The sequence below is a fragment of the Methylorubrum podarium genome (genome assembly GCF_022179745.1).
GTDB lineage: Bacteria > Pseudomonadota > Alphaproteobacteria > Rhizobiales > Beijerinckiaceae > Methylobacterium > Methylobacterium podarium.
In genome coordinates this window covers 1-5,979 of record NZ_BPRD01000403.1, presented here as the reverse complement: position 1 = coordinate 5,979, position 5,979 = coordinate 1, and the positions used below count along the sequence as shown (strand labels likewise).

Genomic DNA, 5,979 nt, shown 5'->3' with positions numbered 1-5,979 from the left:
AGGGGGCGCCGGGCGAGGGCGAGACCACGCTGATCGACCTCGCCCGGCGCCCCCTGCCCGTCGCGGACGTAGGAGAGCGCGGATTCCACGAGCCCGTTCATCTGGTCGAGGTCGCGCAGGGTCATCTCGCGGGCGCGCTCGTCCTCGATGAACTCGGCGCGCAGCCGCAGGCGGGTGATCGGGGTGCGCAGATCGTGGCTGATCGCGGCCAGCATCTGCGTGCGGTCGTCGAGGAGGCGCAGCAGGCGGGTGCGCATCCGGTCCAGCGCGCGGGCGAGCGCCAGCACCTCCTCCGGGCCGCGCCGGGGGAGCGGCGGCGGCTCCTCCGCCGTGCCGAAGGCTTCCGCCGCCGCCGCGAGTCCGGCGAGCGGAGCGGTGAGCGCCCGCGTCGCCCAGAACGAGAGCAGCGTGAGGCTGACCCCGAGGAAGACGAAGGTGAAGATGATCGGTCCCTGCGCCGGCGGCCGGGGAAAGTCGTCGGGCAGCACCGCCCGCAGCCGGGCGCCGGCCGGGGTGGTGATGCCGATCTGCAGGGTCCCGGTCTTCCCCCGGTCGTGGCCGGGGGAGAGGTCCGTCACCGGCAGCGCCCGCCCGAATCCGTCGCGCAGGCGCTCGATCAGGGGATGGCGCCCGATCTCGTCCTCCGTGTTCCCCTGCGCATTCCCTTGCGTCTCCCCCTGCCCCGCCGAGGGCACGGTCCCGTCCCAGGGGCCGAGGCGCAGGGTCGGCAGGCTGCGCGCCGCCGCCCGGAGGATCCCGTCGCGCTCGTCCGGCGCGGCGGCGTCGAGCAGCCGCGCGACGACGGAAAGCCGGGTCGCGGCCACCCCCGGCCGCTCGTCGGGCCGCCACGGCTCGCGGAGCGCCAGCAGCATGACCGCCGCCAGGACGTGGGCCGCGAGCAGGGCCGCCACGACGAGGAGCGCGATCTGCCCGGCGGCCTTTCTCGGGCGCGGCCAAGGCAGGGGCGGCCAAGGTAAACGCGGCCAAGGCAGGCGTCGCCAAGCCGAGCGCCGCGCGCGGTCCGCCTCGGGGGCCGTCGGCGCCTCCGCCGGGCCGGTCGCGGTTCTGACGGTGCTCATGAGCGGCCGATCTCCGGCGCGAACAGGTAGCCGCCCGAGCGGATCGTGCGGATGATCTCGGGGTTGCGCGGGTCGCGCTCGATCTTCTGGCGGATGCGCGAGACTAGGACGTCGATGCTGCGCTCGAACGGCCCCGCCGCCCGGCCCTGCGTCAGGTCGAGGAGCTGGTCGCGGGAGAGGACGCGGCCCGGCCGCAGGCACAGCGCGTGGAGCAGGTCGAACTCGGCCCCCGTGATGGCGATGCGCGCGCCCTCCGGGCTCAGCACCTGCCGGAGGCCGACATCGAGGGTCCAGCCCGAGAAGTGGAAGCGGCGCGCGCCGTCCCCGTCCTGCGGCTCGGCGCCCTTGCGCCGCAGGATCGCCCGGATGCGCGCCAGCAATTCGCGCGGGTTGAACGGCTTGCCGAGATAATCGTCCGCGCCGATCTCCAGCCCGACGATCCGGTCGATCTCCTCGGACTTCGCCGTGAGCATCAGGATCGGCACCTGCGACGAGGCGCGCAGGCGCCGGCACAGGCTCAGCCCGTCCTCGCCCGGCAGCATCAGGTCGAGGACGATGAGATCGACCCGGGCATCGGCCAGCACCCGGTCCATCTCGCGCCCGTCGCCCGCGAGGCTCACGCGGCACTCGTTGGCGCGCAGGTAGCGCGCGACGAGGGCGCTGATCTCGCGGTCGTCCTCGACGACGAGGATGTGGGGCGTCGGCTGGTTCGTGGTCATGACGGCACAAGTCTTAGCGCCGCGCGCGCCCGGCCCGGAAGTCGCCTCGATGCTGAAGATTGTAACCGCGCGTTTCCGGTGCCGGATCGGAGACCTGCGGCAACAATCCGGGCCGGTGTTCCGGAGCGATCGCTCGGCGCGATCGCCCCGATTCTTTCGCCTCACGCGCCGGCACCCGCCTCCGCGGACAGCCTCGGTTGCCTGGGCTCTCGCTCCGCTCGATGCTTTCCGGGCGATGGTCCTGTTTCATACAGGCCCCTCGATTGCCCTGCCGGCCGCCGATTCTTATGTCGGTGGCACGTGCTCGAACAGGTCCGGGCGCCGGAGGAGATCCCCATGCAAGGCTCGAACCGCCTTTTCGACGACGTCGCCCGCCTGTTCACCGATGCCGCCGGGGCCGCGCAGGGCGTGCGCCGCGAGGCGGAGACGATGTTCAAGGGCCAGGTCGAGCGCCTGATCCGCGACATGGACGTCGCGACCCGCGAGGAGGTGGACGTGCTGCGCGACCTCGTCGCCGCCCTGCGCAGCCAGAACGACGCGCTGGCCGCCCGCGTCGGCGCGCTGGAGGCCCGCCTCGGCGCTGAGGCGGGGAGCGCCGGAAGCACGGAATCGGTCTGAGCGGCACCGGCGCGGCAGCCCGGACTCACCCTCGCGGGAAAGCGCGAATCCGGATTTCTTTGCACAGGAAGCATCGGTGGATAGCCGCGTTGCCCACCGCTGATGCCGGGGCGACGCTTTGAAGGCCGCGGGGGGCGCGGGCTATAAACGATCCGAAGTTGATTCGCCCCGGCGGAAAGGTGGAACCGAACCCCGGGGTGGTGAAATCTGATTGAACCCCTCCGCAGGACGGAGATCGACGGGCGTCCCCTCGATTCCCGTCACGGCCCTGCTTTGCCCGCCGGCCCGATCGAGCCCTCGACCGGGTCGACAACTTGGATCGCCATGACCCAGCTCAGCTTCATCGAAGACAGCGACCGGCCGGAGCACCCGCTCGACGTCGTCGAGCGCCTCGCCTCGCTGAGGGACTGGATCTTCGATCGGATCGAGACCGACGAGATGTCGGTCTCCGTCTCGGGGCGCTGGGCCGAGTACCACGTCGCCTTCACCTGGATCGAGGAAGTGGAGTCGCTGCACGTGGCCGCCGCCTTCGACCTGAAGGTGCCGGAGCGGCGCCGCGCCGAGATGCTGCGCCTCGTCGCCCTCGTGAACGAGCAGCTCTGGATCGGCCATTTCGACCTGTGGTCGTCCGACAGCGTCGTGATGTTCCGCCACTCGCTGCTGCTCACCGACGGCATCGCGCCGACGCAGGGGCAGTGCGCGATGATGATGAAGACGTCCACCGACGCCTGCGAGCGCTACTACCAAGCCTTCCAATTCGTGCTCTGGGCCGGCAAGGATGCCCGCGAGGCCCTCGACGCGGTGCTGTTCGAGACCGAAGGCGAGGCGTGAGCGCCGGCGCGGGACGACCGAGATGACCCGAGACCAAGCCCCGTCCGCCTTCCCCACGCCCCTGGTCCTGGCCGGGGCCGGCAAGATGGGGGCGGCGCTGCTGCGGGGCTGGCTCGCGGGCAGCCTCGACCCCGCCGCGGTGACGATCGTCGATCCACAGCCCTCCCCGGAGATCGCCGCGCTCTGCGCCGAGCGCGCCTTGCGCCTCAACCCCGAGGCCGCGTCCCCGGCCGGCGCCCTGGTGCTCGGCATCAAGCCGCAGGTTCTCGACGAGGCCGCCGCGGCCTTGGGAGCCTGGATCGGCCCCGACACCCTCGTCGTCTCGATCCTGGCGGGAAAGACCATCGCCGACCTGAAGCGGCGCCTGCCGGTCGCCCGCGCGGTGGTGCGCGTGATGCCCAATCTGCCCGCCAGCATCGGCCGCGGTGCCACCGGCGCCGTCGGCAGCCCCGAGGTCGGGCCGGAGGCGCGGGCGGGAGCGGAGACGCTTCTTTCCAGTTCCGGCCTCGTGGCGTGGCTCGACGACGAGGCGCTGATCGATGCGGTGACCGCGGTCTCGGGCTCGGGGCCGGCCTACGTCTTCCTGCTGGCGGAAGCGCTCGCGGAGGCCGGCGTGGCAGCGGGCCTGCCGCCGGAGCTGTCGGCGCAGCTCGCCCGCGCCACCGTCGCGGGGGCCGGCGCCCTGCTCGACGCCGATGCCCGCGAGGCCGGGCAGTTGCGCCGGGACGTCACCTCGCCCGGCGGCACCACCGCGGCGGCGCTCGCCGTGCTGATGCGCGAGGGCGCCCTGCCCGACCTGATGCGGGAGGCGGTCGCCGCGGCCAAGCGGCGGGCGGGCGAATTGTCCGGCTGACGGGGCGGCGGGTTCAACCCGGCGGCTTTGCCCCTACATGAGACGTCGAACCGAACACGGAGCACGGATCATGGACACGGCCCCCGAGCCCAACACCGGCGGCAAGCCCGAGACCGGCGGGTCCGATTCGTCGCATTCCGGCAAGGCGCGGACCAAGAGCGCGCCGAAGCCCAATCCGCGCGAGGCCGCGGTCGAGGCGCTGATGCGGCTCGCCGCCGAGCAGCCCTGGAACGACATCGAGATCGGCGACATCGCCCGCGAGGCGAACCTGAGCCTCGCCGAACTGCGCGACCTGTTCCCCTCGAAGGGGGCGGTGCTCGGCGGGCTGTCGCGGATCATCGACCGCAAGGTGCTGGAGGTCGACACCGCCGACCTCGCCGACGAGCCGGCCCGCGAGCGCCTGTTCGACGTGCTGATGCGCCGGCTCGACGCGATGACGCCCTACAAGACGGCCCTGCGCCGCATCGCCTTCGCGCTGCGGGGCGACGTCCTCTCCATGCTGGCGCTCAACGGGGTCGCCCTCAACTCCCACCGCTACATGCTCGCCGCCGCCGGCATCGACACGGAGGGGCCGCTCGGCCGGCTCAAGCTCCAGGGCACGGTGATCGCGTTCGCCCGCACCGTCGAGGTCTGGCTGGACGACGACGACCCGGCGCTCGCCCGCACCATGGCAAAGCTCGACCGCGAGATCCGCCGCGGCGAGACCCTCATGGAACGCGCCGACGACGCCCGTCGGCTGACGGCGCCCCTGCGCGCCCTCGGCCGCGCCCTGCTGGAGCGCCGCCCCCGCCGCGACCGGACCCCGCCCGCGGGCGAGGCCGAGGACCGCGACCCGGCCGCGGCGATCTGAGGGTCGGGTTTTGAGGGGCGGCATCCGGCCATGAGCCTTCGCCGGTGCCGCCGGGGCGCTCAGGGGGGATCGCCGCCCGGTCGGGTGCGACGTAAGGGCTCGTCGCTGCAATCTGCGGTAGGCGCGGCCGCGGCCTCGCCTATCTGGGCTTCCTGACCATCAGGGAGCCATCGCGCCATGCCCTCGACCGTTGCGCCCGGTTCTGCCCCGAGACCCGCGCCCGTCTTCCCGCGCTACACCCGCACCGCGCAGGCGCTGCACTGGCTGACCTCCGTCCTCGTCCTCGCCGTCCTGCCGCTGGCCTGGGTCGCCACCAGCCTCGCCCGTGACGAGGCGGCCAAGCCCGTGCTGTTCCAATTCCACAAGTCGGTGGGGCTGACGATCTTCGCGCTGGTGGTGGCCCGCATCCTGTGGCGCGCCTTCAACCCGCCGCCGCCCGAGGTGAGCGAGCCGGCGGGCCTCGCGCGGGTCGCCCGGATCAGCCACTGGCTGCTCTACGCGGTGTTCCTGCTCATGCCGGTGAGCGGCTACCTGCTCAGCGCCTTCAACGGCAACACGACGCAGTACTTCTATCTCTTCCCGATTCCGGGCTTCGAGAAGAACGAGGCGTTGCGCGACGTCTTCCGCTCGGCCCATCTCGCCGGCCAGTGGGCGGTCTACGCGCTGGTGCTGCTGCACATCGCCGGAACCGCCTGGCACGTCGCGATCCGCCGCGACGGCGTGCTCGACCGGATGCTGCCGGAGCAGGATCCCCGGCGGCTCGGACGGCGGTGATCCGTTGGTCCGGCTTCTACCGATCCCACCCCTTCAGGTCGCACAGCGTCACGAAGTCGTGGATGGTGATCAGATCGGCATCAAGCAGAGCCAGGGCTTCGTCGCGGCTCTTGATCACTTCGGCGTTCATCGACTGCGCCTTTCCGGTGGCTGGTCTTCAAGAACGGTAAGCCAAAGCTTTCGTTCCGTGTGACGGGAGAGGCATCCCGCGTGCCAGACGAGGTAGCCCCGCCGGGTGCCGACGCGGCGCATCCC

Annotated in this window: 7 protein-coding genes; 5 read left to right on the top strand and 2 right to left on the bottom strand. The window is 72.4% G+C overall.

Features of this window, described 5'->3' with window-relative positions:
• Together MFF42_RS19160 and MFF42_RS19155 are read right to left on the bottom strand one after the other, a co-directional pair.
• On the bottom strand, positions 1-1,079 hold a 1,079-nt coding region (locus MFF42_RS19160; protein ID WP_238257169.1), incomplete at its 3' end, for a histidine kinase dimerization/phospho-acceptor domain-containing protein.
• Positions 1,076-1,798 (bottom strand): response regulator, encoded by a 723-nt coding sequence (locus tag MFF42_RS19155; RefSeq protein WP_238257168.1) that lies wholly within the window; start codon positions 1,796-1,798, stop codon positions 1,076-1,078. The genes MFF42_RS19155 and MFF42_RS19160, both read right to left, overlap by 4 nt.
• 336 nt (positions 1,799-2,134) lie before the next feature.
• Between MFF42_RS19155 and MFF42_RS19150 the strand changes: the two genes are divergently transcribed.
• The 5 genes from MFF42_RS19150 to MFF42_RS19130 all read left to right on the top strand — a co-directional run bounded on the left by MFF42_RS19150 (position 2,135) and on the right by MFF42_RS19130 (position 5,724).
• Positions 2,135-2,416 (top strand): accessory factor UbiK family protein, encoded by a 282-nt coding sequence (locus MFF42_RS19150; RefSeq protein WP_238257167.1) that lies wholly within the window; start codon positions 2,135-2,137, stop codon positions 2,414-2,416.
• A 324-nt stretch (positions 2,417-2,740) separates the two neighbouring features.
• Positions 2,741-3,247 (top strand): type III secretion system chaperone family protein, encoded by a 507-nt coding sequence (locus tag MFF42_RS19145; protein WP_238257166.1) that lies wholly within the window; start codon positions 2,741-2,743, stop codon positions 3,245-3,247.
• 22 nt (positions 3,248-3,269) lie between these two features.
• A complete protein-coding gene (gene proC, locus MFF42_RS19140) occupies positions 3,270-4,100 on the top strand; it encodes a pyrroline-5-carboxylate reductase (protein WP_238257165.1) in 831 nt (276 codons plus the stop codon).
• Between the two features lie 70 nt (positions 4,101-4,170).
• Complete coding sequence (locus tag MFF42_RS19135) at positions 4,171-4,950, top strand: TetR/AcrR family transcriptional regulator (RefSeq protein WP_238257164.1); 780 nt, start codon at positions 4,171-4,173, stop codon at positions 4,948-4,950.
• A gap of 177 nt (positions 4,951-5,127) precedes the next feature.
• On the top strand, positions 5,128-5,724 hold the full coding sequence (locus MFF42_RS19130; protein WP_238257163.1) for a cytochrome b: 597 nt from the start codon (positions 5,128-5,130) through the stop codon (positions 5,722-5,724).
• The last annotated feature ends 255 nt before the right edge of the window (positions 5,725-5,979 follow it).